This is a genomic window from Nocardia sp. NPDC005825 (genome assembly GCF_040630175.1).
GTDB lineage: Bacteria > Actinomycetota > Actinomycetes > Mycobacteriales > Mycobacteriaceae > Nocardia.
Window position 1 is genome coordinate 30,730 of the sequence record NZ_JBEXXC010000008.1, and the last position, 26,725, is coordinate 57,454.

At 68.8% G+C, this 26,725-nt stretch carries 25 protein-coding genes, 1 tRNA gene and 1 pseudogene; 9 read left to right on the forward strand and 18 right to left on the reverse strand.

Translation table 11 applies throughout. The features are described 5' to 3' along the window. Positions 1-153: 153 nt before the first annotated feature. Positions 154-801 (reverse strand): O-methyltransferase, encoded by a 648-nt coding sequence (locus ABZ382_RS21645; protein WP_357091424.1) that lies wholly within the window; start codon positions 799-801, stop codon positions 154-156. A gap of 236 nt (positions 802-1,037) precedes the next feature. Here ABZ382_RS21645 and sigE point away from each other — a divergent pair, with 236 nt between their 5' ends. The 5 genes from sigE to ABZ382_RS21670 are packed head-to-tail and all read left to right on the forward strand — an operon-like array spanning position 1,038 to position 5,107. Further along, a complete protein-coding gene (gene sigE / locus ABZ382_RS21650) occupies positions 1,038-1,727 on the forward strand; it encodes an RNA polymerase sigma factor SigE (RefSeq protein WP_357091426.1) in 690 nt (229 codons plus the stop codon). Positions 1,728-1,782: 55 nt separating this feature from the next. Beyond that, positions 1,783-2,187 carry a hypothetical protein gene (locus tag ABZ382_RS21655; protein ID WP_357091427.1) on the forward strand — a complete coding sequence of 135 codons (405 nt, stop codon included), beginning with the start codon at positions 1,783-1,785 and terminating at the stop codon, positions 2,185-2,187. Between the two features lie 10 nt (positions 2,188-2,197). After that, positions 2,198-3,757: a trypsin-like peptidase domain-containing protein gene (locus ABZ382_RS21660; protein ID WP_357091429.1), complete on the forward strand. Its 1,560-nt coding sequence runs from the start codon at positions 2,198-2,200 to the stop codon at positions 3,755-3,757. A gap of 13 nt (positions 3,758-3,770) precedes the next feature. Continuing rightward, entirely contained in the window at positions 3,771-4,208 is a 438-nt protein-coding gene (gene tatB / locus ABZ382_RS21665) for a Sec-independent protein translocase protein TatB (RefSeq protein ID WP_357091431.1), read from the forward strand. A 59-nt stretch (positions 4,209-4,267) separates the two neighbouring features. Then, a complete protein-coding gene (locus ABZ382_RS21670; RefSeq protein ID WP_357091433.1) occupies positions 4,268-5,107 on the forward strand; it encodes a hypothetical protein in 840 nt (279 codons plus the stop codon). Between the two features lie 47 nt (positions 5,108-5,154). Here ABZ382_RS21670 and ABZ382_RS21675 read toward each other — a convergent pair whose 3' ends face one another. The 6 genes from ABZ382_RS21675 to dapE form a co-directional block, all read right to left on the reverse strand. Beyond that, entirely contained in the window at positions 5,155-6,078 is a 924-nt protein-coding gene (locus ABZ382_RS21675; protein ID WP_357091435.1) for a glucosyl-3-phosphoglycerate synthase, read from the reverse strand. Next, entirely contained in the window at positions 6,075-6,947 is an 873-nt protein-coding gene (folP, locus tag ABZ382_RS21680) for a dihydropteroate synthase (RefSeq protein WP_357091437.1), read from the reverse strand. Before folP ends, ABZ382_RS21675 begins: the two co-directional genes overlap by 4 nt. 85 nt (positions 6,948-7,032) lie before the next feature. Next, positions 7,033-8,802 carry a long-chain-acyl-CoA synthetase gene (locus ABZ382_RS21685; protein ID WP_357091439.1) on the reverse strand — a complete coding sequence of 590 codons (1,770 nt, stop codon included), beginning with the start codon at positions 8,800-8,802 and terminating at the stop codon, positions 7,033-7,035. A gap of 99 nt (positions 8,803-8,901) precedes the next feature. Then, positions 8,902-9,453, reverse strand: a complete 552-nt coding sequence (locus ABZ382_RS21690; protein ID WP_357091441.1) for a TIGR00730 family Rossman fold protein — start codon at positions 9,451-9,453, stop codon at positions 8,902-8,904. Next, a complete protein-coding gene (locus ABZ382_RS21695) occupies positions 9,447-10,250 on the reverse strand; it encodes a TIGR00730 family Rossman fold protein (RefSeq protein ID WP_357091443.1) in 804 nt (267 codons plus the stop codon). Before ABZ382_RS21695 ends, ABZ382_RS21690 begins: the two co-directional genes overlap by 7 nt. 65 nt (positions 10,251-10,315) lie before the next feature. Beyond that, on the reverse strand, positions 10,316-11,422 hold the full coding sequence (gene dapE, locus ABZ382_RS21700; protein WP_357091445.1) for a succinyl-diaminopimelate desuccinylase: 1,107 nt from the start codon (positions 11,420-11,422) through the stop codon (positions 10,316-10,318). Positions 11,423-11,531: 109 nt separating this feature from the next. Here dapE and dapD point away from each other — a divergent pair, with 109 nt between their 5' ends. Then, positions 11,532-12,494, forward strand: a complete 963-nt coding sequence (dapD, locus tag ABZ382_RS21705) for a 2,3,4,5-tetrahydropyridine-2,6-dicarboxylate N-succinyltransferase (RefSeq protein WP_357091447.1) — start codon at positions 11,532-11,534, stop codon at positions 12,492-12,494. 77 nt (positions 12,495-12,571) lie between these two features. Here the strand turns inward: dapD and ABZ382_RS21710 are convergent, their stop codons facing one another. From ABZ382_RS21710 to ABZ382_RS21720, 3 genes are all read right to left on the reverse strand, one after another. Next, positions 12,572-12,880, reverse strand: a complete 309-nt coding sequence (locus tag ABZ382_RS21710) for a hypothetical protein (protein ID WP_357091449.1) — start codon at positions 12,878-12,880, stop codon at positions 12,572-12,574. A gap of 100 nt (positions 12,881-12,980) precedes the next feature. Further along, entirely contained in the window at positions 12,981-13,352 is a 372-nt protein-coding gene (locus tag ABZ382_RS21715) for a PPOX class F420-dependent oxidoreductase (protein ID WP_357091451.1), read from the reverse strand. A gap of 34 nt (positions 13,353-13,386) precedes the next feature. After that, on the reverse strand, positions 13,387-14,805 hold the full coding sequence (locus tag ABZ382_RS21720) for an acyl-CoA synthetase (protein WP_357091454.1): 1,419 nt from the start codon (positions 14,803-14,805) through the stop codon (positions 13,387-13,389). A 148-nt stretch (positions 14,806-14,953) separates the two neighbouring features. On the opposite strand from ABZ382_RS21720, the gene ABZ382_RS21725 reads away from it, so the two are divergent. After that, positions 14,954-15,808: an oxygenase MpaB family protein gene (locus ABZ382_RS21725; protein WP_357091457.1), complete on the forward strand. Its 855-nt coding sequence runs from the start codon at positions 14,954-14,956 to the stop codon at positions 15,806-15,808. 13 nt (positions 15,809-15,821) lie between these two features. Here ABZ382_RS21725 and ABZ382_RS21730 read toward each other — a convergent pair whose 3' ends face one another. After that, on the reverse strand, positions 15,822-16,454 hold the full coding sequence (locus ABZ382_RS21730; protein ID WP_357091459.1) for a TetR/AcrR family transcriptional regulator: 633 nt from the start codon (positions 16,452-16,454) through the stop codon (positions 15,822-15,824). A 147-nt stretch (positions 16,455-16,601) separates the two neighbouring features. Here ABZ382_RS21730 and ABZ382_RS21735 point away from each other — a divergent pair, with 147 nt between their 5' ends. Continuing rightward, positions 16,602-17,465 (forward strand): oxygenase MpaB family protein, encoded by an 864-nt coding sequence (locus ABZ382_RS21735; protein ID WP_357091462.1) that lies wholly within the window; start codon positions 16,602-16,604, stop codon positions 17,463-17,465. A gap of 12 nt (positions 17,466-17,477) precedes the next feature. Here ABZ382_RS21735 and ABZ382_RS21740 read toward each other — a convergent pair whose 3' ends face one another. From ABZ382_RS21740 to cofG, 7 genes and pseudogenes are all read right to left on the reverse strand, one after another. Then, positions 17,478-18,437, reverse strand: a complete 960-nt coding sequence (locus tag ABZ382_RS21740) for a proline dehydrogenase family protein (protein WP_357091465.1) — start codon at positions 18,435-18,437, stop codon at positions 17,478-17,480. Continuing rightward, positions 18,437-20,071 (reverse strand): L-glutamate gamma-semialdehyde dehydrogenase, encoded by a 1,635-nt coding sequence (pruA, locus tag ABZ382_RS21745; RefSeq protein ID WP_357091468.1) that lies wholly within the window; start codon positions 20,069-20,071, stop codon positions 18,437-18,439. The genes ABZ382_RS21740 and pruA overlap by 1 nt, the downstream gene beginning before the upstream one ends. 76 nt (positions 20,072-20,147) lie before the next feature. After that, positions 20,148-21,635, reverse strand: coding sequence for a GMC oxidoreductase (locus tag ABZ382_RS21750; RefSeq protein ID WP_357091471.1), 1,488 nt, complete (start codon positions 21,633-21,635; stop codon positions 20,148-20,150). A gap of 353 nt (positions 21,636-21,988) precedes the next feature. Next, positions 21,989-22,062, reverse strand: a tRNA-Asp gene (locus ABZ382_RS21755). Positions 22,063-22,132: 70 nt separating this feature from the next. Then, positions 22,133-23,239 carry a succinyldiaminopimelate transaminase gene (dapC, locus tag ABZ382_RS21760; protein ID WP_357091474.1) on the reverse strand — a complete coding sequence of 369 codons (1,107 nt, stop codon included), beginning with the start codon at positions 23,237-23,239 and terminating at the stop codon, positions 22,133-22,135. Between the two features lie 9 nt (positions 23,240-23,248). Next, positions 23,249-23,572: a ferredoxin gene (gene fdxA, locus ABZ382_RS21765; RefSeq protein WP_040812194.1), complete on the reverse strand. Its 324-nt coding sequence runs from the start codon at positions 23,570-23,572 to the stop codon at positions 23,249-23,251. A 148-nt stretch (positions 23,573-23,720) separates the two neighbouring features. Then, a pseudogene (cofG, locus tag ABZ382_RS21770) lies at positions 23,721-25,031 on the reverse strand (7,8-didemethyl-8-hydroxy-5-deazariboflavin synthase CofG); the annotation flags it as partial. A 174-nt stretch (positions 25,032-25,205) separates the two neighbouring features. Between cofG and ABZ382_RS21775 the strand changes: the two are divergent. Continuing rightward, positions 25,206-26,678 carry a hypothetical protein gene (locus tag ABZ382_RS21775; protein ID WP_357091477.1) on the forward strand — a complete coding sequence of 491 codons (1,473 nt, stop codon included), beginning with the start codon at positions 25,206-25,208 and terminating at the stop codon, positions 26,676-26,678. The last annotated feature ends 47 nt before the right edge of the window (positions 26,679-26,725 follow it).

A 26,725-nucleotide genomic window follows, 5' to 3' on the forward strand; every position in this document is an offset into this window, starting at 1 on the left:
TCGAGGATTTTCCGCGCGCGGACAAACGCATGCGAGCAATGATCGCCGCGCGGAATATCGCCGGGCGGAACACCCCGGCGACGTCGAAATCATCACCGGGCGTGGGGTTCTCGCCCCGCGCGCTGAAATCTCAGCCGCGCGAGGCAGCGGATCTCAGCCGCGCGAGGCGCAGAGCAGGCCGTCCCCCACCGGGATCAGCACGCTGGTCAGATCCGGATCCTCGGCGATCGCCCGGGTGGCGGCGCGCACCGCCGTGGTCTGCGGGTCGCGCTGGTTCGGATCCGGCACCCGCCCGCCGAGCAGCGCGTTGTGCAGCAGGATCGCCCCGCCCTCGCGCAGCAACCGCACCGCCTGCGCCACGTACTGCGGGTGCTCGAGCGGCGCGGCGTCGATGAAGACCAGGTCGTAGGCCCCGTCCGCGAGTCGCGGCAGCACGTCGAGAGCGCGGCCGTTGATGAGCCGGGTGCGCGCGGGCGCGATCTCGGCCGACCGGAACGCCTCACGGGCCGCGCGCTGATGCTCGGGCTCGGAGTCGATGGTGGTCAGCGTGCCGTCCTCACGCATGCCGTCGAGCAGCCACAGCCCGCTCACCCCCGCCCCGGTGCCGACCTCGACCACGGCCCGCGCCCCGAGCAACTGGGCGTACATGCTGAGCAGCGCGCCGACGGCCGGCGCGACCGGGGCGGCGCCGAGTTCGAGGGCGCGTTCGCGCGCACCGACGAGGATGTCGTCCTCGGCGACGGATTCCTCGACGTATTCGAGGTTGCGCTGCAGGTTCTGTGCCGCGGGAGTCAGGCTCACGCAGTAGAGGCTAATGGCGATACACCGGTAAGGCGTGGCGGTGACCGGCCGGTGTGGCGATTTTTCTCAGGTGTCCCTCAGCCTCTGCATACGGCTGCCACATCACGACCGACCAGAGTAATGCTCACGCCAGGCCAGCGACCGCGGTCTCGGGGAACGGGAACAGCCGATCGAACGGATGGGTTGACACCGGTAACCGAGGTTCACGGTCCCGAGTAGGAGGTAACCCCATCCACATGGTCGACGCGGCGCGTGAACACGCCAACACCCTGCACCCGCAGATTCAGCCGCACGACAGCGACAGCCCGCTGGACGGTGCGTTGCTGCTGTCCCCCGCCGACGAGGAGGCCGCCCTCACCGGGACCGCCGCCTTCGACGCGACCGGCGACCGCACTGTCATGCCCACCTGGGACGAACTGGTCCGTGAGCACGCCGACCGCGTGTACCGCCTGGCCTACCGCCTCACCGGTGACCCGCAGGACGCCGAGGATCTGACCCAGGAAACCTTCATCCGGGTCTTCCGTTCGCTGCAGAACTACCAGCCCGGCACCTTCGAGGGCTGGCTGCACCGCATCACCACGAACCTGTTCCTGGACATGGTCCGCCGCCGCAACCGCATCCGCATGGAGGCGCTGCCCGAGGACTACGACCGGGTTCCGTCCGAGGGTCCCGATCCGGAGCAGGCCTACCACGACGCCAATCTGGACCCGGACCTGCAGTCCGCGCTGGACTCGCTGGCCCCGGAGTTCCGTGCCGCGGTGGTGCTCTGTGACATCGAGGGTCTGTCGTACGAGGAGATCGGCGCGACGCTGGGCGTCAAGCTGGGCACCGTGCGCAGCCGCATCCACCGAGGACGTCAGGCACTGCGCGAGCAACTCGAGCATAATGGGGTGGAGCGGCGCATCGCCGCCGAGCAGATCGGGTGACCCGCGGGCAGCGCTCGCCCGCAGAACTCGAATCGTCCGGAAGGGTGTGCAGCGTATGAACGGCGAGGACCGACCGCACCGTCGTCCCCCGCGTTTCGCCCCCACCGAGCATCTGGCCAGTGAGGCCATCGCCGCCTACGTGGACGGCGAACTACGGATGAACGCGTATCTGCGTGCCGCCCACCACATTTCCGTGTGCCGCGAGTGCGCGGCCGAGGTGGACGCCCAGCAGCAGGCGCGGATCGCGCTGCGGCAGTCCTCGGATCAGATCTCCGCGCCGCTGAGCCTGCACGACACGCTGAGCCGGATTCCGCGGGCGCTGTTGCAGGAGTGCGCCAATCACCCCACGCCGGATCCGGCCGATCGGGATCGGGGTCCGCTGGCGCGCGGCATGAGTTCCTTCGGGCTGCGCCAAGATTCGTTCGACAGCAGACGGTGGACCTCGTGGTGGCGCAAGTAGAGTCCATAGCGTGACCACCGAATCGAAGAACACCGGGCCCGAGCCCGAACGGGAGGCGACCTCCGATTCGGCGGCCGATCGGGGGAACCTGCGGCCGTCGGACGCACCGGTGCTGGGGCCGCGGCCGGTGTACCGGCCGCACGTGGACAATCACACCGCGCGCGCTTTCCGCCGCCCGAACGGCCAGAACGGCTCGTTCGCGACCCGCACCGCGGGTGCGGCGGCCGCGGCAGCGGCGGGGGGCTCCGAGATTCAGAACCGGCCGCCGGATTCGGTGCTGGCCGAAGCGTTCGGGCGTCCGGAGGGTTCGTCCGAGCTGTTGCAGCGCGACCCCGAGGCCAAGGGCGAGAGCGCCGCGCCGAGCGTGCCCGCCGACCCGTGGCGGGATCCGAATTCGGCCGCGCGCCTGGGCACTCCGGCCGTGCCGCAGCCCCCGGCGCCGCCGCTCACCCCCGGACCCAAGCTGGGCGCGCGGGAGGTGCTGTTCGGTGGCCGGGTGTCGTGGCGGGCGCTGTCGCTGCTGGCGGCCGTCGCCGCGGTGATCGGCCTGATCGGTGGTTTCGTCGGGGCCTTCACGGGTTCGTCGGCGTCGGCGCTGACCTCCCGCAAGGTGACCCTGCAGTCCGCGCCCGCGGCCCCGGATTCGCACAACCAGATCACCAAGGTGGTCAACGCGGTCATGCCCTCGGTGGTGACGGTCCGCGCCTGGCTGGGCGACACCGGTTCCACCGGTTCGGGCGTGGTGATCAGCGGCGAGGGCTACATCGTCACCAACAACCACGTGATCTCGCTGGCCGCCAATGACAAGTCGGGCAAGGCCAAGCTGGACGTGGTGTTCTCCGATGGCCAGCGGGTGCCGACCCGGATCGTCGGGCGCGACACCAAGACGGACCTGGCGGTGCTCAAGGTCGACGTGAAGAACCTGTCGGTGATCCAGCTCGGCAATTCCGGCGACGTGCAGGTCGGCGACGAGGTGCTGGCGCTGGGCTCGCCGCTGGGCCTGGAGAAGACGGTCACCTCCGGCATCGTGTCGGCGCTGCACCGGCCGGTGAAGGTGGGCGGCGAGGGCACCGACACCGACGCCACCCTGGACGCCGTGCAGACCGACGCCGCGATCAACCACGGCAACTCCGGTGGCGCGCTGGTGGACATGCAGGGCCGGCTGATCGGCATCAACTCGGCCATCAAGTCCGAGAGCGGCGGTTCGGTGGGCCTGGGCTTCTCGATCCCGGTCGATCAGGTCAAGCGCATCTCGCAGGCGCTGATCCACGACGGCAAGGTCTACCACCCCATGCTGGGCGTCAGCGCCAAGACCAAGCTGGTCGCCAATGACGTGATGAGCGGCGCGGCGGTGGCCGACGTGCAGGCCGGCGGCCCGGCGGCCAAGGCGGGCATCGTCGAGGGCGACGTCATCGTGAAGGTCGGCGACCGCGACGTGTCGGGTCCCGAGGAGCTCACCGTGGCGGTGCAGTCCCACGAGATCGGCGAGACGGTGAACGTGAAACTCATTCGCGACGGCCGTGAGGTCGATGTTCCGGTGACGCTGGAAACGGATAAGAAGAACGAGTAGGTAGCCTGTACTCGTGTTCAGCAATATCGGCTGGGGCGAGATGCTCATTCTGCTTGTCGCCGCCCTCGTGATTCTGGGTCCGGAGCGACTGCCGGGTGCCGTTCGCTGGACCGCGCACGCCTTGAAACAGGCCCGCGATTACGCGACCGGCGCTTCCCAGCAATTGCGCAATGAGCTCGGCCCGGAATTCGACGAGATCCGGAAACCGTTGGAGCAGTTGAACGAACTGCGGGGTATGAATCCCCGGTCGGTGGTGACCAAACACCTGCTGAACGGGGATGACTCGATCCTCGACAGCTTCACCGACCTGACCAAATTCGACAAGCCGGGCAGCCCCGCGAACAGCGGAAACGGTTCCAGCAATACCGGATACGCCCCTATTTCCATGCCGCAGGAACAGAAACCGCTGGAGCGCAACGAACGTCCGCCGGTGGATCCCGACGCCACCTGAGATCAATTCTGTCTACCGGACTTGACGCATGATGCTGTCCAGCTATCTAGACTGCGCACATGTCGGCCGACGAGGTGGCCCGGGTATTCGCGATCGAGGACAAGGTCGAACGCCTGAAAGCCGCCACCGAAGGCGTGGCAGCCGCGCAGCAGCAGATCAATGAGCTGACGCGCATCCGCCGCGCAGTCATCCGCGAACTACATGCCGAGGGCTGGACGTTCGCCAGAATCGGTGCGGCCGCGGGCCTTTCCCGCGCCCGCATCCATCAGGTGAGCACGCAGGGCCCGGTGCCCGAGGGCCTGTTCTTCGGTCACGGTCCGCTCACCATCCTCACGCCGGACGTGCGCAGCACCACCCGCTCCATGGCCCTGGTCGGCGCGCCCGACGCGGCCGCGCCGCACCGGCTGGTGGAGCTGCTGCGCGAGCTCGGCTTCACCGCGAATGTCCAGCGGTTCCTACCCGGCCGCCCGCTCGATCTGGACCGGGACGGCCTGATCGTGCTCGGCGGGCCCGAATTGTCACCCAGCCTGCGCTACCTGGTGGCCGCCGATCCCCGGCTGCGCCGCACGGTGGCGCGGGCCGGCCGGGTGCGGCGGGGCATCGAGGACCGGGCCGCGCGGCGGGTCTACCGCCCGGGCGGCACCGAGCCCTACGACATCGCGTACCTGGCCCGCCTCCCCCGCCCGGACGGCAAGGGCAGCGTGCTGGTCATCGACGGCCTGCATCCGCCCGCCTCGCTGGGCGCGATCCGACTGCTGGCCACCCGGCTCGCGACCCTGCACGAGCGGGCGGCCACTCACCCGTTCTCGGCGGTGGTCGGTGTGCGCTACGACCGCTCCACCGGAGAGCCGATCGAGGCCGATCTGCTAACTCCGATCTATCGCCACGACAGAGCTTGATTGCCCTGCGCTTCGCTCCGGGCGGGTTCGCGGGCTCGGCTACCCTGTCAGGCCGCGGCCTCCTCGGAGCGCAGGGTGTTCATGGGTGGGCGGTCGGCGAGCGAGACGTCGGTCGTGTTCGCGATGAATTCGCCTGCCACCATGGGGAATTGGGTCAGGGCCGCGCCCGAGTCCTGGATGCCGCTGCGGCCCAGGACGGTGCCCAGGATCTGGCGGCTCATGACGCCGAGGTCGGCCAGCGGTCGGTTGCGGTGCTGGCGGACACCGAGATTCACCTGCCCGATGGCCGAGAGGCCGAGCAGGTCGTAGGTGTCGAGCAGCAGGCCGATCTCCACGCCGTAGCCCGGCGCGAAGGGCACGGCGGTGAGCAGTTCGCGGGTGCCCGCGTACTCGCCGCCCAAGGGCTGCAGCACATTCGAGAGTTCGGGGCGCAGCGCGGCCAGCAGCGGGCGGGCCACCAGTTCGGTGACGCGGCCGCCGCCGTGGTGGTCGACGGATTCGCCGGTGCGCAGCGGGCGGCGGTAGTACGCCTTGACCAGGTGCATGCCGTCGACCGTGAGCAGCGGGCCCAGCAGCTTCGGCACGAAGTTCGGATCGGGGTCGATGAGGTCGGAGTCGACGAAGGCGATGAGGTCGCCGCTGGTGACGGCCAGCGACCGCCACAGGCATTCGCCCTTGCCGGGGACCGGGTCGAGTTCGGGGACGGCCTGTTCCCGGGTGACCACGCGGGCTCCGGCGGCCTGTGCGCGGGCGGCGGTGGCATCGGTGGACCCGGAGTCCAGGACGACGAGTTCGTCCACCAGCGTGCCGAGCAGGGGCCGGATGCTGGCCACCACGGCGGCCACGGTGGCCTCCTCGTTGAGGGCGGGCAGGACCACCGAGACGGTGCGGTCACCCTTGGCCGCGACGAGTTCGGGGACCGACCAGTCGGGACGGTCGAAGGTGTTGGTGTTCACCCAGTCTGTTTTCATGCGAGACCTCGCAAAGTACGGGCGGGTGGGCGGTGACCCTGGATGGCGGCGATCATGTCCACGACCCGGCGGGTCTGGGCCACCTCGTGCACACGAAAGACGCGAGCACCCGCGGCGGCCGACCAAGCAGTCGCTGCCAATGTGCCCTCCAATCGTTCGGACAGCTCGACACCAAGAGTCTCTCCGATGAAATCCTTATTGCTCAGCGCCATCAAGACGGGCCATCCGGTTTTCACAAGAACGTCTATCGCCCGCAACAATTCGAGCCCGTGGTAGGTATTTTTCCCGAAATCATGGGTCGGGTCGATCAGAATCGAGTCCTTGGCCACCCCGGCCGCCGCAGCATTTTCGGCCGCGGCCACCACCGTCTCGGTGACCTCGGTCACTACGTCGGCGTACCGCACCCGGTGCGGGCGGGTCCGCGGAATCGCGCCCCCGGTATGTGAGCAGACGATTCCCACACCCAGTTCGGCGGCCACGCCGACCAGTTCCGGGTCCGCGCCCGCCCAGGTGTCGTTGATCAGATCCGCGCCCGCGGCGACCGCGGCCCGCGCCACGTCGGCGCGCCAGGTGTCGACGCTGATCAGCAGCTCGGGATAACGCTCGCGGATAGCCGCCACGAACGGCACCACCCGGCGCGACTCCTCCGCGGCGTCCACATCCGACCCGGGCCCGGCCTTCACCCCGCCGATGTCGACCAGATCCGCGCCGCCGGCGACCGCGGTGTCCACGGCCCGCAGGGCGGCCTCGTCGGTGAACGTCGCGCCCTTGTCATAGAAGGAGTCCGGCGTCCGGTTCACGATCGCCATGACAAGCGCCCGATCCGTCGCCACCGGCTTCCCGCACAATGTCGGCAACGGCGCACACATGCCCCCCAATGTACCGAGGGCAGTGACAGCACTGCTGGGCAGCCGACCGGAACTGGGCCCCGACCGGCTGCTGTTCAGTTGCGCGTCAGTTGCCCGGCGCCCGGCCCCCGGCGACGTCGGCGGCGTATTCCGGATACGCGGGAACGTAGCCCTCGGTGCGGCCCGCGAGCACGTACAACGCGGTCTCCCCGTCGGGCGCGTAGCCCTGCTTGCGCAGTTCCACCTTCCGGTTCTTGAAGGTGGAGGTCTGTTCCAGTTCCGGCACCACCCGGATGAACAGCGGCACCGCGTAGGTGGGCAGGCGGTCGTAGAGGGCCTTGGCGGCCACCGTGCCGTCGAAGTGCGCGCCCTCGTGCAGGGTCACCGCGGCCATGCCCGCCTTGCCGTCCGTGCCGGGGATGTCGACGCCGTAGACGACCGCCTGGGTGACCTCGTCGATGCCGTCGAACGCGCCCTCGACCTCGGTGGTGGCCACGTTCTCGCCCTTCCAGCGGAAGGTGTCGCCGAGCCGGTCCACGAAGGCGATGTGGCCGAAGCGCTGGTCGCGGACCAGGTCGCCGGTGTCGAACCAGCAGTCGCCGTCCGCGAAACCGTCACGCACCAGCTTGGATTCGGTGGCGGAGGCGTCGGTGTAGCCGTCGAACGGCGAGCGGTCGGTGACCTTGGCCAGCAGCAGCCCGACCCCGCCCGCGGGCACTCGGCGCAGCCGGCCGTCGGGGTGGCGCAGCGCCTTGCCGGTGGCGTCGTCGTATTCCACGATGGCGAAGGGCAGCGGGGTGAATCCGGCGGTGCGGGCGACGGAGAAGGCGTTGATGAAGGCGACGTTTCCCTCACTGGCGCCGTAGAACTCGACGATCCGCGCGATGCCGAATCGCTGCTGGAACTCGTCCCACAGTTCGGGGCGCAGCCCGTTGCCGACGCACAGCCGGATCGCGTGCTGCCGGTCGGTGGGTTTGGCGGGCTGGTTGAGCAGGTAGCGGCACAGTTCGCCGATGTAGACGAAGGCGGTGGCCCGGTTGGCGATGGCGTCGTCCCAGAAGCGGGTGGCCGAGAACTTGCGGCCCAGCGCGAAGGTGGCGCCGCCCGCGATCACCGAGGACAGGGCCACCGTGAGGGCGTTGTTGTGATAGAGCGGCAGGCAGCTGTAGAGCGTGTCGTTGCCGTCCAATCGCACCCCGAGCCCGCCGATCCCGGCCATGGACTTGGTCCAGCGCATGTGGGTCATGACGCTGGCCTTGGGCAGGCCCGTGGTACCGGAGGTGAAGATCAGGTAGGCGCGTTCCTTGGCCGTGATCTGTTCGGTGACAGCGGGATTCGAGGGGTCGGCGGTGGCGGCCTCGGCTTCGAGCCGGTCGGTCCACAGCAGGGCGGGCCGCGTCTCGGTGAGGGTGTCCAGCGCGTCGGCGCACTCCTCGCCGATGACGTCGAGCACCGAGTTCAGCAGCCCGAAGCTGTGCTGCAGCACCACATCTCGCTGATTGTGGTTGAGCAGGCCCGCGGTGGCGCCGAGTTTCACGGTGGCGAGCACGGTGAACAGCGCCTCGGGCCGGTTCACCATGAGGATGCCGACCACGTCGCCGCGGGTGACGCCGTGCGCGGCGAGCACCTTCGCGTACCGATTGACCAGCGCGTTGGCCTCGCCCCAGGTGTATTCGCGCCCTTCGAATCTCAGGAAGGGCCGGTCCGGGTGCTTGGCCGCGCCGCGCTGGAAGAACAGCCCGATCGAGGCCTGGTCGCCGGGCTTCACCAGCAGGTGCCCGACATTGCGGACCATGCCGGGGGCTTGTCGCGCCATGCCGGGCAGGGCGCGAACCAGGTCGAGCAGGCTCACCGTCGATCGGGCTTCGGTACTCACTTCGTTGTGCTCCTCACCGGGTCGTGCGCACGCCCCGCTCTCGTGTGCCTACCCTGACCGATTCGTCCGATCTTGTCGAGTGAAACCGGAGAGTTCCGGTCAGCGGGTGAGACGCAGTCCGGCGAAGGCGGTGTCGAAGCTCTTGGTCACCAGCACCCGGTCGATGGCCTCCAGTCCGGCGTAGCCGCGCACCCGCAGCTCCCCGATCCAGTCGAACAGGCCGCGGTAGTGGTCCTGCGGGTCGAGCACCACCACCGGCTTGGCGTGCACGCCCAGGTAGGCGCCGGTCCAGGTTTCGAAGAGCTCCTCGAGCGTGCCGATGCCGCCGGGCAGGGTGAGGAAGGCGTCGGCGCGCTCGTCCATGACCTGTTTGCGCTCGCGCATGGTGTCGGTGACGACCAGCTCGTCGGCGTCGGTGTCGGCGACCTCCTTGTGCACCAGGTGCTTGGGGATGACGCCGACGGTGTGCGCCCCGGCGGCCCGCGCCGCCTGCGCGACCGCGCCCATCATGGAGACGTTGCCGCCGCCGGACACCAACTGCCAACCGCGACGGCCGATCTCGGCGCCGACCCGGGTGGCCAGGTCCAGCGCGACCGGATCGTCGACGCTGGCCGAGCAGTACACGCAGACCGCGTAGGCGTCGCTCACCATTGCTCCTCCACCCCTGTCTCGTCCATCTCCCGGCGCGCCTGCGCGGCCAGGGTGACGATCTCCACCACCTCGTCGACGCTGTCGGTGACGTGCAGCAGCCCCAGGTCTCCGGCCGCGATCTTGGCCGTGCCGAGCAGCGAGTCGCGCATCCAATCCACCAGTCCCGACCAGTATTCGGTGCCGAACAGGATGATCGGGAAGCGGGTGATCTTGTGGGTCTGCACCAGGGTCAGCGCCTCGAACAGCTCGTCGAGGGTGCCGAAGCCGCCCGGCATGCACACGAACGCCTGCGCGTACTTGACGAACATGGTCTTGCGCGCGAAGAAGTACCGGAAGTTGATGCCGAGGTCGACCCACTCGTTGAGGTGCTGTTCGAACGGCAGCTCGATGCCGAGGCCGATCGAGTAGCCGCCCGCCTCCGACGCGCCCCGGTTGGCCGCCTCCATCGCGCCCGGCCCGCCGCCGGTGATGACCGCGAAACCGGCATGGGCCAAGGCGCTTCCGATCGCGACCCCGGCCTGGTACTCGGCCGAGTCGGTGGGCGTGCGGGCGGAGCCGAAGACGGCCACCGCGCGCGGCACCTCCGCCAAAGCGCCGAAGCCCTCGACGAATTCGGCCTGGATGCGCAGGACGCGCCACGGGTCGGTGTGCACCCAGTCGGCCGGACCGCGCTCGTCGAGCAGATGCTGATCGGTGGTGCCGATCCCCTTCTTGCGGTCCCGCCGCAACATGATCGGGCCCCGGAATCGTGGTGTCTTCGACAAACCCGCACCCTCGTTTTCGCCGTCAGCAGACATACAGGCAACCGTACAGCGAGCGCATGACCGCTGTCGGTCGCTCGTTCAGCGTGGTGCTGAACAGTTCATCGGCTTTTCTCGCCGGTGAGGTAGCTGCGCAGCATCGAGGCCACCTGGGTGATCTGATCGACGGGCAGGTGCTCGTCGCGCTTGTGCGCCAGGTTCGGGTCGCCGGGACCGAAATTCACCGCGGGCATGCCGCGCGCGGCGAACCGCGAGACATCGGTCCAGCCGTACTTGGCGCGCACCCCGCCGGAGCCGTGCGCGTGCACGATCTCGATGAGGTCCTTGGCGGCCGGATTCGACAGGCCGGGCAGAGCGCCGGGCGCGCCGTCGGTGCGCTCGAATTCCAGTTCCAGTCCGGCGAACACCTCGCGCACGTGCTCGGTGGCCTGGTCCAGGGTGCGGTCGGGGGCGAAGCGGAAGTTCACGTCCACGGTCGCGACGTCGGGCACCACATTGCCCGCCACGCCGCCCTCGACGCGGACCGCGGACAGGCCCTCGCGGTAGGTGCAGCCGTCGATCTCGACCTGGCGGGCCCGATATCCGGCCAGCCGCTCCAGGATCGGGGCGAGCCGGTGAATGGCGTTGTCCCCCAGCCAGGCTCGCGCGGTGTGGGCGCGCACGCCGGCCGTGGTGAGCCGCACCCGCAAGGTGCCCTGGCAGCCCGCCTCGATCCAGCCGCCGGACGGCTCACCGAGAATCGCGAGGTCACCCTCGAGCCATTCGGGCAGTTCGCGTTCGATGCGGCCCAGCCCGTTGTACTCGGCCGCGATCTCCTCGCAGTCGTAGAAGATGAGGGTCAGGTCGTGCACCGGGTCGGCGACGGTGGCGGCCAGGTGCAGGAAGACCGCGTCGCCGGACTTCATATCGACGGTGCCGCAACCCCACAGCTGCCGTTCGCCGTCGGCGGTGGTCTCGAAGTGGCCGGGCACATTGTCGGCGATCGGCACGGTGTCCAGGTGCCCGGCGAGGATCACCCGGCTGGGCAGGCCACGATTGGTCCGCGCCAGCACGGTATTGCCGTGGCGCAGGATCTCGAATCCGGTGGTCTGTTCGCGCAGGGCCTTTTCGACGATGTCGGCGATGACCTTCTCGTTCCGAGAGACGCTCGGAATATCCACGAGCGCGGCGGTGAGTGAAATCGGGTCGGCTCTCAGATCGATGGTCACTCGATCCACCCTAAAGGAGGAATAACCGCAATTCTTCGCACGGTGGCTGCGTTGGCACAAATCGGCACCGCATGCGGTATGAATTCGCAGCCCGGTAACGTGTGGGAACGTGAGTACTCAGGGAGCAGCAGCAGTCGGCATCGCCACCATCACCGTCAACGGGACGGTCCTCGACACCTGGTACCCGTACCCGACGCTCGGCGAATTCTCCGCCGACGAGGTGGGCACGGTGCGGCTGGACGCCTCCGATCCCGAGTACGCCAAGTTCGCCGCCTCGGCGGGCGTCGACGAGGACCGTCGGGTCGAGACCGTGGTGGTCCGCACCGTCATCGCCGACCTGGCCGCCGCGCCGATCGACACCCACGACGCCTACCTGCGTCTGCACCTGCTCTCGCACCGTCTGGTCCGCCCGCACGGCGCGAACCTCGACGGCGTCTTCGGGCTGCTCGCGAACGTGGTGTGGACCAACCACGGTCCGTGCTCGACCGAGGAGTTCGAGCTGACCCGCCTGAAGCTGCGCGCCCGCGGCCAGGTCACCGTGTACGGCGTCGACAAGTTCCCGCGCCTGGTGGACTACGTGCTGCCCTCCGGCGTCCGCATCGCCGACGCCGACCGCGTGCGCCTGGGCGCGCACCTGGCCTCGGGCACCACCGTCATGCACGAGGGCTTCGTCAACTTCAATGCCGGCACGCTCGGCAATTCCATGGTGGAGGGCCGCATCTCGGCCGGTGTGGTGGTCGGCGACGGCTCCGACGTCGGCGGCGGCGCGTCCATCATGGGCACCCTGTCCGGCGGCGGCAAGCAGGTCATCTCGCTGGGCGAGCGCTGCCTGCTGGGCGCGAACTCGGGCCTGGGCATCTCGCTCGGCGACGACTGCGTGGTGGAGGCGGGCCTCTACGTCACCGCGGGCACCAAGGTGGCGCTGCCCGACGGCCAGATCGTGAAGGCCGGTGAGCTGTCCGGCAAGTCGAACCTGCTGTTCATCCGCAACTCGCTGACCGGCGCGGTCGAGGTGCGGCCCCGCAAGGGCACCGGCATCGAGCTGAACGCGGCGCTGCACGCCAACGACTGAGCCGTAGCGGAAGAAAACCCCTGTCGGCCTGGGCCGCAGGGGTTTTCGTCGTTTACCGGCTCAGCCGCCGGGCGCGCTCACTTGTAAATGGCACACCACGGTGCGGGCTGACCGTCGAGCGGCGGGATCGGGGTGGTGTTGTTGCAGTTGCCCGAACCGGTCTGGAGCGACTTGATGAGGTTCGCGGAACCGGCAGCCGACGGATCGAACGATCCGGTGCCGGTGGGCCCGGTGTTCACCGATCCTGTGGTGGTGGTCCCGGCGACCGGCTCGGCGGGCTGCATCGGGGTGAGCGGCAGCGGCGCGGCGGTCGCCGCGGCGGCGGGGGCCAGCAGTCCGGCGAGGACTGCGGTGGCGGCCATGGTGGTGCGCAGTGCGGTGGGCATCGTTCGGCCTTCCTGGATGACGAGAAACAACCTCCAGGACGCTAGAGGCGGCTCCGACCGGCGGCCAGACCCCGAAACCCTCGGCAGCAGAACCTCGGTGTCAGTCGATGCCGAAGGCGATGACGCGCTCGGGGGTGATGCGGATGATCTCCGGGGACAGGCCGGGGTAGAACGGTTCGACATCGCGCAGAGCCTGTGCGGTGCCGCGGATTTCGAGGCAGCGCACGGTCCACGGGTCGACGGACGGCACGTCGTCGACGACGAAGGCGATCCGGTCCTCCTTCGACAGATTCCGGAACTTCTGGCTGGCGCCCATGTGGTGGCCGCCGATGTCGATGGTGCCGAGCGCCGCGTTGTAGCGGTAGCCGACCGGATTGTTCTGCGGGGAGCCGTCGGGCCGGACGGTGGCGAGCCGTCCGAGCCGCTGACTGTTCAAGTAGTCGATCTGAGCGGGCGACAGGGATGCGGTCATGGCGACCACGCTAGAACCTCGACCGCGCTTCAGGTCAAGACAAGAGCTTCTTCTGCACCTTGCCCATGGCATTGCGCGGCAGCGCGTCCACCAGGCGCACCTCGCGGGGCCGCTTGTGCACCGAGAGTTCGCCCGCCACATGGGCGATGAGCTCGTCGGCGAGTGCGGCGTCCGCGGCGTCGCGCGGCACCACGTAGGCGACGATGCGCTGCCCGAGATCCTCGTCCGGGACGCCGATGACGGCGGTCTCGGCCACCGCGGGATGCCCCAGCAGGGAGGTCTCGATCTCGCCCGCGCCGATCCGGTAGCCGCCGGATTTGATCAGGTCCACCGATTCCCGGCCCACGATGCGGTGGAAGCCCTCGGCGTCGATGACGGCCACGTCACCGGTCTTGAACCAGCCGTCGCCGGTGAAGTTCTCGGCGGTCACCTCCGGCTTGCCCAGGTAGCCGTCGAACAGCATGGGGCCCCGAACCTGGAGTCCGCCAACGCTTTCCCCGTCGTGCGGCACCGGCGCGCCGGACTCGTCGCGTAGCCGGGTCTCCACCCCGGCGACGGGGGTGCCCACCCAGCCGGGGCGGCGTTCGCCGTCGGGCCGGGTCGAGAGGGTGATCATGGTCTCGCTCATGCCGTAGCGCTCGATCGGGGCGTGACCGGTGAGATCGGCCAGCCGCTCGAACACCGGCACGGGCAGCGGGGCGCTGCCGGAGATCAGGATGCGCGCCTTCGCCAATTCCCGTGCGGCGTCGGGCTCCTCGACGATCCGCGACCACACGGTGGGGACGCCGAAGTACATGGTGCCGTGCGCGTCGGCGTAGGCGCGGGGGGTGGGCTTGCCGGTGTGGACCAGCGGGCTGCCCGCGCGCAGCGGGCCGAGCAGGCCGAGGATCAGGCCGTGCACGTGGAACAGCGGGAGGCCGTGCACCAGAACGTCGTTCGAGGTCCAGCCCCACGCCTGGATCAGGGCGTCCAGCCCGGCGGCGATGGCGGCGCGGCTCAGCATCACTCCCTTGGGCGCGCCCGTGGTGCCGGAGGTGTAGAGCACGAAAGCCGTTGCGGTCCCGGCGGGTTCGGCGTACCGGTGCCAGGATCGGGCATGCTTGCGGACCGGGATCACCGGCAGTTCGGAGCCTTCGGGAGCGTTGCCCAGCCAGGCCTGCGCCTCGGAATCGCGCAGGATGTGGGCGAGCTCCGCGCTGCCCGCGTCCGGCGGGACCGGGACCACGGTGACCCCGGCGATCAGGCAGCCGATGACCGCGAGCACGGTGGTCACGGTCGGTTCGGCCAGCACCGCGACCCGGCGGGCCTGGGCGACGCGTTCGGCCACCGAGGTGGCCGCGCCGAGCAGATCACTGCGCGACAGGGTCTCCCCGTCGATGGTGACGGCATCGGGGATATCGGCTCCGGCGGCGATGGCGGCCGGATTCAGCGAACTCAGCAAGAGCGGCGACACGGGCTCACGCTACCCGAGGCGTACCCACCGAGACCTGCCGCCGCGGTACGCAACGAATCGCTTGCGAAGCGGACCGGCCGGTTGACAGACACCCCGAGTGGGTAAGACAGTTTCTATACAACCTTCTCACCAGAGGATGTGGTCAACGATGACCAGGCCGCTGCCCCGCACAGTCGAATCCGCCGCACCCGCACCGGAGATCGATGTCCGCCGCTATTTGGACGGCGCGGCCGGCTTCTTCGGCGCTGCCGCGAACGTGATCATGCAGCTCTCCAATCCCCCGGTCGGCTACGGCGTGGTCGAGAGTCCGGTGGAGTCGGGGAACGTCATGGTCCATCCGTTCAAGCGGTTGCGCACCACTCTCACCTATCTGGCCGTCGCGTTGCTGGGCGACGAGGAGGACCGCGCCGCCTACCGCGCGGCTGTGGACGCCGTGCACAAGTACGTCCGGTCCCGCCCCGACAGCACCGTGAAGTACAACGCCTTCGACCCGAGACTCCAGCTCTGGGTGGCGGCCTGCCTGTACTGGGGCGCCCGCGACATCTACGAGCGCATGCACGGCCCGATGGACGACTACGACGCCGACGCCTTCTACCACCACGCCGCCCGCCTGGGCACGACCTTGCAGGTGCGCCCGGAGATGTGGCCCGCCGACCGCGCCGCCTTCGACCGGTATTGGGACGAGAACCTCGCCAAGACCCGCATCGACCCGAAGATCAAGGCGTACTTCGACGATCTCATCGACCTGAAGATGCTGCCCGGACCGCTGGGCGCACCCTTCGCCGGCGTGCACCGCTTCTTCGTGACCGGGCTGCTGCCGCAACACCTCCGGGACGAGATGGGCATGACCTGGACGCCGCGTCAGGACCGGGCACTGGCCGGGATGCTGCGGGCGGCGGGCGCGGTCGAGTCGGTGGTGCCGACCTCGTTGCGCGCCTTCCCGCTCAACGTCTATCTCACCGATATGCGGCTGCGCCGCCGGCTGGGCCTGAAGCTGGTGTGAAACCCGTTGCCGGTCAGAGGATTCGGAAGCCCGGAATCACGTGCTCGCGGGCGAACTTGCGCAGCGCCTCCGGATCGTCGAGCGGGATGACGGTCTGCGGGGTGAGCGCCAGCGAGAGCGCGGCCCGGGCGGTCATCTCCGCCAGCGGCAGCGGATCGTACTGCGGCAGTTTGCCTTCCGCCTGGAGGCGGGCGGTGAACTCGGCCAGGTAGTCGCGGCCCAGTTCGATCACCGGCGCGCCCTGCACGGTCAGATACGGGAGCACGATCTCGGGTTCGGTCTTGAGCAGCCGGTCCAGCAGCTGGTTGTTGCGCAGGCCCTCGGTGAAGGCGACGAACAGCGCGACGATCTGCTCCTCGGCGCTCGCGTCGGCCTCGATCGGCCCCTGCACGGCGGCGTCCACATCGTCGATGAACTGGCGGGCCTGCCGTAGCCCGACGGCCTGGATGAGATCGTTCTTCCCGGCGAAGCGCCGGTAGAGGGTGGCCAGCGAGAGTCCGCCGCGCCGGGCGACCTCGACCATGCTGGTGCGTTTGATGCCGAAGTCCAGGAAGGCGAGCAGGGCGGCGTCGAGGACCTTGGCCTGATTGCGGTCCTCGGGGCCGGATCCGCGGACGAGCGGCAGCAGTTTGGCCAGTTTGGCCATGGTCCGGGCCCTTTCCGGTCGCAAAGAAACGGTGAGGCACTAATCTTCGCACATTGACACCGGCATCCCATGATGAGAAGGTGAGTGGCGAAATTTCTCACACTCTCCTCACTGGCGAGGAGTGACGACGAGGAAGTCGAGTCAACGATGACCGCCCCGCTGCGCAAGTTCGACGAGTTCCCCCCGGCCTACCAGCCGCTGACCCCCGCCGACATCCGTGAGCACATCGACGGCATCGCGGCCTTCCTCGGCGGCGCGGCCAATGTGGTGATGCAGCTGTCGCTGAAGCCGGTCGCCTACGGCGTCATGGAGAGTGACGTGAACAGCGGCAAGGTGACCCTGCACCCGCTCAAGCGACTGCGCACCACGCTCACCTACCTGTCGGTCGCCCTGCTCGGCGACGACCTCGACCGCAGCGCCTACCGCGAGGCCGTGAACCAGTCGCACCGCAGCGTGCACTCCAAGCCCGGCAGCCCGGTCAAGTACAACGCCTTCGACCCCAAGCTCCAGCTGTGGGTGGCGGCCTGCCTGTACTGGGGCGTGGACGACCTCTACCACCGCATGCGCGGCCCGATGGATCCCGAACTGGCCGAGGCCTTCTACCAGTACTGCGCCCGCCTGGGCACCACCCTGCAGATGCGTCCGGAGATGTGGCCCGCCACCCGCGACGAGTTCTACGTGTACTGGGACGAGAACCTCGCGACCAAGACCATCGACGGGCCCACCCGCAAGTACTTCAACGACCTCACCGACCTGAAGATGCTGGCCTGGCCGCTCCGGTTCACCTTCGGCGGACTGCACCGCTTCATCGTCACCGCCCTGCTCCCGCAGCACCTGCGCGAGGAGATGTCGATGACCTGGACCGCCCGCGACGAGCGCCTCTTCGCCGGCTTCCTGCGCCTGGTCTCCGGGGTCTGGACCCGCATGCCCACGGTGATCCGCCTGTTCCCGTACAACTTCTACCTCGCGGACATGCGCCTGCGCCGCCGCTTCGGCCGTCCGCTGGTCTGAGCCGCCCGACCGTCAGCGGCGGTCGGCCAGGGCGCGCAGGAAGAAGCCCAGGTTGGCGGGACGCTCGGCGAGGCGGCGCATGAGGTAGCCGTACCACTGGGTGCCGTAGGGGATGTAGACGCGCAGGGACTGACCGTCGTCGACGAGGCGGCGCTGCTCGGCGTCGCGGATGCCGTAGAGCATCTGGAACTCGAAATCACCGGGCTTGCGGTGGTTTTCGGCGGCCAGCGACAGGGCAGCGGAGATCATGGCCGGATCGTGCGAGGCGATCATGGGATACCAGGCGTTGCGCAGTACGACCTCGAGGCAGCGCAGATAGGACGCGTCCACCTCGGCCCGCCGCCGATAGGCCACGGTGTCCGGCTCCTGATACGCGCCCTTGCACAGGCGGATCCGGGTGCCGTCGGCGGCCAGGTGGCGGGCATTGTCCTCGGCCTGACGTAGATAGGTCTGCAAAGCCACTGCCAGCCAAGGGAATTCGGCTCGGGCATTGCGGACCGCCTGCAAGGTGTCGGCCGTGGTGGTGTGGTCCTCGGCGTCGACGGTCACCCAGACGTGACGTTCGACTGCCTTCGCGCACAGCTTGTGCAGGTTCTCCGCGGCGATGGCCGGGCCGTCCTGCCCCAGGGACTGGCCCAGCGCCGACAGCTTGAGCGAGACCTCCACCCGCGGGATGTCGGTGAGCACCCCGGCGGCTGTCCGGTCCACCTCGGCCAGGTCGTCGATGAGCGAGAAGTATTCCACCACCGCGGCATCCGCCTGGGCACGGTCGGTGGTGTACTCGCCCAGGAAGTCGACGCTGACCGAGCGCCCGCTCTCCAGCAGCGCCCGCGCGACCGGCACCATGTCCGCGCGGGTCTCCCCCGCGACGAACCGCCGCACCACGGCGGCGGTCACCGGCACCTTCGTGATGACGTCCTTGATCCGGGACGACCCGGCGGCCGCCAGGATCGCCGGGCGCAGTGGATTCATCACGCCTCCATGTGGGGGTAGCGGAACTCGGTGGGTGGGACGAACGTCTCCTTCAGGGTGCGGGGCGCGACCCAGCGCAGCAGGTTGAGGTGGGAGCCCGCCTTGTCGTCGGTGCCCGAGGCCCGGGCACCGCCGAAGGGCTGCTGACCGACCACCGCGCCGGTGGGCTTGTCATTGATGTAGAAGTTCCCGGCCGCGAAGCGCAGTGTGCCGGTGGCGGATTCGACGGCCTGGCGGTCGCGGGCGAAGATGGCGCCGGTGAGGGCGTACGGTGAGGTCCCGTCCACCACGTCCATGATCTCCTCGAAGGCATCGGGCGCGCCGTCGTCGTAGACGTAGACCGACAGGATCGGCCCGAAGTACTCGGTCTCGAAGGACTCGTCGCCGGGGTCGTCGCTGAGCAGCACGGTCGGCCGCACGAACCAGCCCTCGCTGTCGTCGTAGCCGCCGCCCGCCGCAATCGACACGCCCTGCTCCCGGGCGCGCCCGATGGCGGCCACGCACTTGGCGTAGGAGCGATCATCGATCACGGCCCCACCGAAATTCGAGAGATCGGCGACATCCCCGTAGGTCAGCGACTCCACGTCGGCCAGGAAGTCCGAGCCCATCCGCCGCCACACCGATTTCGGAACATAGGCGCGCGAGGCGGCCGAACACTTCTGTCCCTGATACTCGTAGGCGCCGCGAATCATGGCCACGCGCAACGCATCCGGATCGGCGGAGGGGTGCGCGAGGATGAAGTCCTTGCCGCCGGTCTCGCCCACCAGCCGCGGATAACCGTGGTATCGGCCGATATTCGAGCCCACCGTCTGCCACAGGTATTGGAAGGTGCGCGTCGATCCGGTGAAGTGGATGCCCGCAAGCCGCGGATCGGCCAGCACGACCTCCGACAATTGCGCGCCGGCACCGGTCACCATGTTGATGACCCCTGGCGGCAGCCCGGCCTCCTCCAGCAATTTCATGGTGTAGTAGGCCGAAAGCGTCTGTGTCTGCGACGGTTTCCAGATGACCGTATTGCCCATGAGCGCGGGCGCGGTGGGCAGATTCCCGGCGATGGCGGTGAAGTTGAACGGCGTGATGGCGCACACGAACCCTTCCAGGGGCCGGTAGTCCATCCGATTCCACACGCCCGGTGAGGATTGCGGCTGTTCCTGGAGAATCCCGCGCGCGAAGGCGACATTGAATCGCCAGAAGTCCACCAGCTCGCACGGGGCGTCGATCTCGGCCTGCTGCACCGATTTCGACTGTCCGAGCATGGTGGCGGCGGCGATGGTCTCGCGCCAGGGCCCGGACAGCAGGTCGGCGGCGCGGAGCAGGATGGCGGCCCGTTCCTCGAAAGGCATGGCCCGCCAGCCGGGGGCGGCCGCGGTCGCCGCGGCGATGGCGGCCCGGGCTTCGTCGTGGGTGGTGTTGGCGTAGGTCCCCAGTACGTGCCGGCGCCGGTGCGGCATCACGATATCGCGGCGTTCACCCGCGCCGGGCTGATGTTTGCCGCCGATCACCAGCGGCACTTCAACGGCTTCGGCGGAGAGTTCGGCCAGCCGCCCGGCCAGCAGCTCGCGTTCGCGGCTGCCGGGGGCGTAGGTGTGCACCGGTTCATTGACGGGAGCGGGGACAACCGTGACAGCGTCCATATCCAACACTATCGCGATCGCCCCCACCCGGCCGGACAGAACACGCCCCGGCGGCCGTCAGAGCGGAATTTTTACGTCAGTGGAAGTCCTCCGCGATGATCTTCTCGATATTCCGTTCCGCCAGAGCCGTAATGGTTACGAAGGGGTTGACGGTGGTGAAGCCCGGGATCAGGGAGCCGTCGATGACGTAGAGGCCCGGGTAGGACGAGAGGCGGCCGTAGTTGTCGGTGGCCACATTGAGCACGCAGCCGCCGAGCGGGTGGTACGCGAAGTCGTCGCCCCAGGTCTTGTAGGTACCGAACAGGTCGGTCCGGTAGATGGTGCCTTCCTTGCTGTTGATCTTGTCGAAGATCCGCTTGGCCGCGTCGATGCCCGGCTGGTTCCACGCGGTCTGCCAGTTCAGGTCGACGCCGCCGCTGCCCGAGTTGTAGGTGAACTTGGCCCGGTTCGGGTTCTTGGTGATGGCCAGGTACAGGCTGGCGAAGGTCTCGATCCCGGCCGGGAACGGCGAGACCTCGGCGAAGGCCGGTCCGCCGCTGTCGGCCAGGTTGTCGATGCCCAGGCAGGGGATGCAGGACTGCAGGCTGCCGGTGGCGTCCCAGGCCTGGTTCTGCCGGGCCACCATGACATTGCCGTTGTTGCCCCAGCCGGCGCCGACCGAGTCGGGCAGGTTGGGCAGCTTGCCGGTGGACTTCTGGGTCACCAGCAGTTTGCTGGTGCCCACGCTGCCGGCCGCGAAGAAGACCTTCTGCGCCGTAACCGTTTTCGACTTCACGGTATTGCCGCTGGTGTCGATCTGGTTCATCACGACCGAGAACCCGCCGCCATTGGCCGGGGACACGGTGGTGACCACGTGCTGCGGGACGATGGTCACCTTGCCGGTGGCCGAGGCGTCCGCGAGATAGGTCTTGTCGAGGGAGTTCTTGCCGTAGTTGTTGCCGTAGATGACCTCGGCGTTGAGGGCGGAACGCGGCGCGGTGTTGGCCTGCTCCTGCTTCATGTAGTTGAAGTCGTAGACGTTGGGGACGAAGGTCCACTTGAAGCCGGACCGCTCGGCCTGCTTACGGCCGACGCGCGCGAACTGGTAGCAGTCGGCGTTCTCGAACCAGTTCGAGTCGATGTTGTTCACCTTCAGCCCGGCATTGGCGCGCGGGTAGTAGGTGCTGTACATCTCGCCCGGGTCCACCGAGGGCAGGATGGTCGGGAACCAGCTCTGCTGCGGCGTCACCGCCATACCGCCGTTGACCAGCGAGCCGCCGCCGACGCCGCGGCCCTGGTAGATGCGAATCCCGCTGAACTGCTCGGAATCCAGCACGCCGGTGTACCGGGAGATGGACTTGTTGTAGGGCGCGCCCATGAAGTGGTTGACGGGCTGGTCGGTCTCGGTGCGCAGCCAGAACGAGCGGCCGTCGGGCTTGAGCATGTTGCAGAAGACCTTGCCGTCGGAACCCGGCTGGCTCCAGGACATGCCCTTCTCCACCATGACCACGTTCTGACCGGCCTGCGCGAGCCGCAGGGCCGCGACCGCGCCGCCATAACCTGTTCCAATTACCAGGACCGGCATCTGATCGCCGTCATTGATCGACCCGGCGGGTAAGGCCCTGGCCGCTGGGAGCTTCCCTAGTAGCGCGGCCGCCCCGAGAACAACCCCCGTTGCAGCTAGGAACCCTCGTCGGCTGACATTGCTGCCGTAAACACTCTTGCCGGGGGTTTCATAAGACAATCCACGCACTGAAATACTCCTCATCGAGTTGCGATGAGAACTTGTTATAGATGTTCTGGAGTGAACGTGTGTCAGTTTTCACAAAACGAGAGCTGACAACATATCTCGCTACCAGCGAGCAATCGGTGGTGCGTCAGCGGGCGGACAGCAAAAAAGCCTCCCCACCGAAATCGGTGGGGAGGCTCTCGTACTTGCGACCCTGACGGGACTCGAACCCGCGACCTCCGCCGTGACAGGGCGGCGCGCTAACCAACTGCGCCACAGGGCCTTACGAATCGCTCGGCCATCCGGCCTGGCGACGTCGTAGACGGTATCACGCGGGCCCGGGTAACCGAAAATCAGCTGGTCAGGCGATCAGCCGCGGTCGCGATGCGCTCGTCGGTGGCCGTGAGGGCAATGCGCACATGCTGATTCCCCCGCGGTCCGTAGAACTCGCCCGGGGCCGCCAGGATGCCGCGCGCGGCCAGCCAATCGAGGGTGGTGCGGCACGGCTCGTCGCGCGTCGACCACAGGTACAGACCCGCCTCGGAATCGTCGATCCGGAATCCGGCGCGCTGCAGCGCATCTCGCAGCACCACCCGGCGGGCACGGTAGCGGTCCTTTTGCTGAACCTCGTGTGCGTCATCGCCGAGCGCCGCGGTCATGGCGGCCTGGATCGGGAACGGCAGCATCATGCCGGAGTGCTTGCGCACCTCCAGCAGCTCCGCCACCAGTTCCGGGTCACCGGTCACGAAACCCGCGCGGTAGCTGGCCAGATTAGAGGTCTTGGACAGCGAGTGGATGGCCAGCAGGCCGGTGTGATCACCGTCGCACACCTCGGGGTCGAGGATCGACACCGCGCGGCCCTCCCAGGCCAGGCCCAGGTAGCACTCGTCGGAGGCCACGATCGCGCCGCGCTCGCGGGCGAACCGCACCACCTTGCGCAGATGGTCGACGCCGAGCACCTTGCCGGTCGGGTTGGACGGCGAGTTCAGGAAGATCAGCGCGGGCCGCTCGGGGCCCAGCGCCACCGTGCTGTCGGCGCGCAGGTACCGGGTACCGGCCAGCAGCGCGCCCACCTCGTAGGTCGGGTACGCGACCTCGGGGATGACCACCAGATCCTCGGCGCCCAGCCCCAGCAGCCGCGGCAGCCCGGCGATGAGCTCCTTGGTGCCGATGGCCGGCAGCACCGCCGCCGGGTCCACCCCCGTGATCCCGAATCGCCGCTTCAGGGCCGCCACGACGGCCTCACGCAATTCGGGCGTACCGTGCGTGGTCGGATACCCGGGCACCTCCGCCACCGACGAAAGCGCCTCGCGGATCAGCGGATCCACCGGATCGACCGGGGTCCCGACCGAGAGGTCGACGATGCCGTCCGGATGCGAAGCGGCCCTCGCCTTCACGGAAGCGATGGTGTCCCAGGGGAAATCGGGTAGCAGTGCGCTGACCCGGCCACGCGCGGTCAAATCTCGGTCCTACTCGCTCGCCATCGGCGGCAGCGCGGCGATGAACGGCGGGTCGTAGTCGACCTTGCCGACCTTGGTGGCACCGCCCGGGGAACCCAGGTCGTCGAAGAAGTCGACGTTGGCGTTCACGTAACCGGCCCACTGATCCGGGGTGTCGTCTTCGTAGAAGATGGCCTCCACGGGGCAGACCGGCTCACACGCACCACAGTCCACGCACTCGTCGGGTTGGATGTACAGCATGCGTCCGCCCTCGTAGATGCAGTCCACGGGGCATTCCTCGATGCACGCCTTGTCCTTCACGTCAACGCACGGTTCAGCGATGATGTACGGCACTGCCGCTCTCCTAGTCTGTCCACACCTGAGGGGGATACCTCCCCCCGGCGAAACCCTATCCCGGCCAGCCAACATTACTCTTGCACAGCCTGCCCTAACTTCGCGCGGTCACCTCGGGACCCCGTCCGGGCCGCGGGAGGTCGTCCCAGTCCGCCCACGGCAGGCCCTTCGGCCGCACGTCGGCGGCCAGACCGGTCACCGGGTCGACCAGCGCGGCCACATGGCCCGCGATGCGCGGATCGATCCAGGGTTCGCCCGCCAGCACGTATTCCGGGTGGGCGGTGACGCGCTCGGTCAGCACATAACCGCAGTCGGCGGTGATCCCCGCCAGGGTGTCCAGGTTCGGCCACGGTCGTTCCGGATTCACGTGGTCCGGGGTCAGCGGCGAGACCCCGCCCCAGTCGTCGATGCCCGCCCCCAGCAGCGCCCGGCACTCCTCGAGCGACACCAGGTTCGGCGGGGCCTGGATGCGCATCCCCGGGCCCATCACCAGGCGGGTCACCGCGATGGCGGCGCGGAACTCCTCCATCCCGGCGTCGGGGCTGTGCCGCATGGCGGTGTCCTGCTTGGCCAGGAAGTTCTGCACGATGACCTCCTGCACGTGCCCGAAAGCCTTGTGCAGCTGGTGAATCGCGAGAATGGACTCGGCCCGCTCGACAATGGTCTCGCCGATGCCCACCAGGATGCCGGTGGTGAACGGCACCGCGAGGCGACCGGCGTCGGTCAGCGCCCGCAACCGCACCGCCGGATCCTTGTCCGGCGAACCGTAGTGCGCCTGACCGGGTTCGGTGAACAGCCGGGTGGAGGTGGTCTCCAGCATCATGCCCATGGACGGCGACACCGGCTTGAGCCACGCCAGTTCCTCATGGGTCATGACGCCGGGGTTCAGGTGCGGCAGCAGCCCGGTCTCCTCGAGCACCCGGATCGCCATGGCGCGGATGTAGTCCAGGGTGGAGGCGTAGCCGCGCTCGTCGAGCCACTGCCGGGCCTCGGGCCAGCGGTCCTCGGGACGGTCGCCGAGCGTGAAAAGCGCTTCCTTGCAACCGAGTTCGGCGCCCTGGCGGGCGACGTCGAGGATCTCCTCGGGCTCCATGTACATGCCCTTGCCCTGGGCGCGCAGCTTGCCGGGCACGGTGACGAAGGTGCAGTAGTGGCAGCGGTCGCGGCACAGGTGGGTGATGGGGATGAACACCTTGCGCGAGTAGGTGATCGGCAGGGTCTCGCCCGCGTACCCGGATGCCCGCAGCCCGGCGTCGCGCACCCGCGCCGCCGACTCGCACAGCTCGACCAGGTCCGCGCCGCGCGCCCGCAGCAGCACCACGGCCGCGTCCAGGTCGAGCGTCGCGCCGTCCCGGGCCCGTCCCAGTGCGGCCCGCATGGCCTCGGCATCGGGTGTCACCTGCTCCCGCGGCGCGCTGGGCAGGCTCGGGGTGGGTAGATCCGTCACGTCCACGATCATGCGCCATCCATCCCGCTGATCCGACTCGGGTGCCATGGAAGGAGGCAACCCGCGAGCCCGCCGAGGTTATTCCGATGCAATTACTTGCATCCTCGAGTACATCTATTCAAATCTCGGAAACGATCCAATAGCCTCGCGGGCGACTACTTCCCAGCAGAAAAGGGAGAGATCTTCGTGCTCGCGCAAATCCGACGTGCCGCCGTCGTCGCCGGCCTCGGCGCCACCGCCCTGCTCACCATCGCCACCAGCACCGCATCGGCTTTCGGGCCGCTCCCACCGGCCAATCCCTATCTGGGACCGGTGGGCACCGCGACCATGCACGGCGATTCGGAAGCCTCCGACACCACCCCGCTGCCGGGCGTCGGCACCGGCGGGGTGAACGCCGACTTCCACGAACAGGGCGCAGCCTGCCCGACCATCCTGCAGGGCGCGGACGGCCTCCCGCAGGCCCTGTGCACCAAGATCACCGACCGCGCGCCCGAGGTGCTGCTGCTGGATCCGGGCAACGGCAACACCCTCGCGAAACTCGACCTCACCAAGGGCAGCCTGCTCGGCGGCGTCTACGCCTACCTCGACAACCAGGACCGGATGGTCACCGTCGACGGCTCGGGCAACATGCTGCGGATCGGGCACCAGCGCGGCTCCGACGGCAAGTGGTCGCTGTCCATCGCGTCCAAAACCGATGTGACGCAGGCGGTCACCGGTCACTGCGGTGGCGGCGACTGCGACGCGGTCAGCTCCGTCTCCCCCGACTACCAGGGCCGGGTCTGGTTCGCGACCGACGGCGCGGCCGCCGGATTCGTCAACCTCGACGGCAGCGCGCGCTCCATCGTGCTCGCGCCCGGCGAGAACGTGGCCAACAGCATCGCCACCGGGCCCCAGGGCATGGCCGTCGCCACCGACCACGCCCTCTACCTGCTCACCGTGGACGGCAGCGGCAATCCGCAGATCGCCTGGCGGCAGGCCTACGACCGCGGTCCCGCCCGCAAACCCGGCCAGCTGAGCTGGGGCACCGGCGCCACCCCGACCTTCTTCGGCCCCGGCGACGGCACCGAATACCTGGCCATCACCGACAACGCCGCCGCCAAGGAGAACCTGCTCGTCTACAACACGGCCACCGGCACGCCCGTCTGCTCGGTGCCCGCCATCGACGGCACCGAGAACTCCCCCATCGGATCAGGCAACAGCGTGTTCGTGGCCAGCACCTACGGCTACCCGTACCCGGCCCTGCCGCCCAACGCGGGCACGAGCCAGCCCGCCAGCGCGCCGATCTCGGGCGGTATGACCCGCATCGACGTCACCGGCTCCGGCTGCACCGTGGTCTGGACCAACACCGTGCCGTCCTCGGCGGTGCCGCGCCTGTCCGTGGCGGACGGCAAGATCTACACCTTCACCCGGCACTCGCTGCTCGGCAGCGGCAGCAGCGCGCTCGGCAGCGGCAGCGCGGGTCTGGGCAGCGGCAGCGCGGGCGTCACCGACAACTACAGCTTCGCGGTGATCGACGCCAATACCGGCAAGGTCGACTCCGAGCAGTTCGTCGGCGCGACCACGATCAACGACACCCTGGAAATGGTCGGGACGATCGCGCCCGGCCGAATCCAGTACCAGGGCACCACGACGGGGCTGTACCGCGTCACGCCCAAGTAGCCGGTCCGCCACGGCGGCGGAGGCGACAGAACCGAGCGTCCGGTACT

Excerpts from the sequence above, each read along its gene's own strand:
- sigE (WP_357091426.1), top strand. The coding sequence starts at position 1,038 with ATGGTCGACGCGGCGCGTGAACACGCCAACACCCTGCACCCGCAGATT.
- ABZ382_RS21655 (WP_357091427.1), top strand. The coding sequence starts at position 1,783 with ATGAACGGCGAGGACCGACCGCACCGTCGTCCCCCGCGTTTCGCCCCC.
- ABZ382_RS21670 (WP_357091433.1), top strand. The coding sequence starts at position 4,268 with ATGTCGGCCGACGAGGTGGCCCGGGTATTCGCGATCGAGGACAAGGTC.
- ABZ382_RS21675 (WP_357091435.1), bottom strand. The coding sequence starts at position 6,078 with ATGAAAACAGACTGGGTGAACACCAACACCTTCGACCGTCCCGACTGG.
- folP (WP_357091437.1), bottom strand. The coding sequence starts at position 6,947 with ATGTGTGCGCCGTTGCCGACATTGTGCGGGAAGCCGGTGGCGACGGAT.
- ABZ382_RS21690 (WP_357091441.1), bottom strand. The coding sequence starts at position 9,453 with ATGGTGAGCGACGCCTACGCGGTCTGCGTGTACTGCTCGGCCAGCGTC.
- ABZ382_RS21695 (WP_357091443.1), bottom strand. The coding sequence starts at position 10,250 with ATGTCTGCTGACGGCGAAAACGAGGGTGCGGGTTTGTCGAAGACACCA.
- ABZ382_RS21710 (WP_357091449.1), bottom strand. The coding sequence starts at position 12,880 with ATGCCCACCGCACTGCGCACCACCATGGCCGCCACCGCAGTCCTCGCC.
- ABZ382_RS21715 (WP_357091451.1), bottom strand. The coding sequence starts at position 13,352 with ATGACCGCATCCCTGTCGCCCGCTCAGATCGACTACTTGAACAGTCAG.
- ABZ382_RS21725 (WP_357091457.1), top strand. The coding sequence starts at position 14,954 with ATGACCAGGCCGCTGCCCCGCACAGTCGAATCCGCCGCACCCGCACCG.
- ABZ382_RS21730 (WP_357091459.1), bottom strand. The coding sequence starts at position 16,454 with ATGGCCAAACTGGCCAAACTGCTGCCGCTCGTCCGCGGATCCGGCCCC.
- ABZ382_RS21735 (WP_357091462.1), top strand. The coding sequence starts at position 16,602 with ATGACCGCCCCGCTGCGCAAGTTCGACGAGTTCCCCCCGGCCTACCAG.
- ABZ382_RS21740 (WP_357091465.1), bottom strand. The coding sequence starts at position 18,437 with ATGAATCCACTGCGCCCGGCGATCCTGGCGGCCGCCGGGTCGTCCCGG.
- pruA (WP_357091468.1), bottom strand. The coding sequence starts at position 20,071 with ATGGACGCTGTCACGGTTGTCCCCGCTCCCGTCAATGAACCGGTGCAC.
- ABZ382_RS21750 (WP_357091471.1), bottom strand. The coding sequence starts at position 21,635 with ATGCCGGTCCTGGTAATTGGAACAGGTTATGGCGGCGCGGTCGCGGCC.